At 62.9% G+C, this 1,074-nt stretch carries 1 protein-coding gene; it reads left to right on the top strand.

All coding sequences use genetic code 11. The annotated features are described in order from the left end of the window. A partial coding sequence (locus EN879_RS36895) for an ABC transporter permease (RefSeq protein ID WP_348631530.1) occupies positions 1-908 on the top strand: 908 nt, incomplete at its 5' end. Between the last annotated feature and the right edge of the window lie 166 nt (positions 909-1,074).

The raw sequence follows: 1,074 nt of genomic DNA, 5'->3' as shown, positions 1-1,074 counted from the left end.
CAACGCCGCCGGACCTCGCCATGACGGATCTGGCCGAGTTTCCCGCACTGCAGCGCGCCGTGGCGGGCTTTTCGGCAGTGCGCCGGATTCGCAGTGCTTTCGCCGGATTGCCGCCGTCGGTCGTGGTCGGATTGCTGCTGCTTTTGTTCTGGGTCGCTTGCGCCATAGCAGGCAACCTCTTCGTTCCCTACGATCCCTATGCCGAGGATTTCCTGGCGACGCTGACGCCGCCCGATGCGCTGCACTGGTTCGGGACCGATCAGCTCGGCCGCGATGTGCTGTCCCGCATCATCGTCGGTTCGCGCGACATCCTGCTGGTTGCGCCGCTGGCGACGCTGGCCGGGGTTGCCGCCGGCAGCATCATCGGCCTGGTGCTCGGCTATTTCGAGGGCCTCACTGATGCCATCGGCGCGCGGCTGCTCGATACGCTGATGGCGTTTCCGTTCATCGTTCTCGTCACCATGACGCTGGTGGCGATCGGCCCGTCGAACCTGACCGTCATCCTGGTGATCGGCATCGCCTACGCGCCGCTGGTGGCGCGCACCGTTCGCGCCGCCGTGCGTGAGCAGAAGCAGCGCGACTATGTCAGCGCCGCGCGGCTTGGCGGTGAAGGCCCGCTCGCCATCATGTTCCTGGAGATCCTGCCCAACATCAGGGAAACGATCCTCATCGAACTCGTCACAAGGCTGGGCTACGCGTTCTTCTCGATCGCGACGCTGAGCTTTCTCGGCCTCGGCATTCAGCCGCCATCGGCCGACTGGGGACTGGCCGTCGCCGACGGCTATGGCTTCCTGACCGGCGGAAAATGGTGGGTCGTCGTCTTCAATTCCGGGGCAATCGTCTCGCTGGTGATGGCGACCAACCTGATCGCACAAGGCATTGGCGCCTTCGAGAATAGCGATGCATGAGCCTTGATCCGGGCGCCAAAAAATCTCTTTTGCATTGAAGCCTGACGCGCATCCTTATATCGCATGATTATGAAGAAAATCGGGTTCCTGTCGTTCGGGCACTGGACGCCCTCGTCGCAATCGCAAGTGCGCTCGGCTTCGGACGCGCTTTTGCAATCCATAGAGC

Origin of the sequence: Mesorhizobium sp. M7A.F.Ca.AU.002.02.1.1, from assembly GCF_003998535.1 — a bacterium.
Taxonomy (GTDB): Bacteria; Pseudomonadota; Alphaproteobacteria; order Rhizobiales; family Rhizobiaceae; genus Mesorhizobium; species Mesorhizobium ciceri.
The sequence above is the reverse complement of the archived record's forward strand: the minus strand, read 5'-3'. Positions and strand labels throughout refer to the sequence as shown.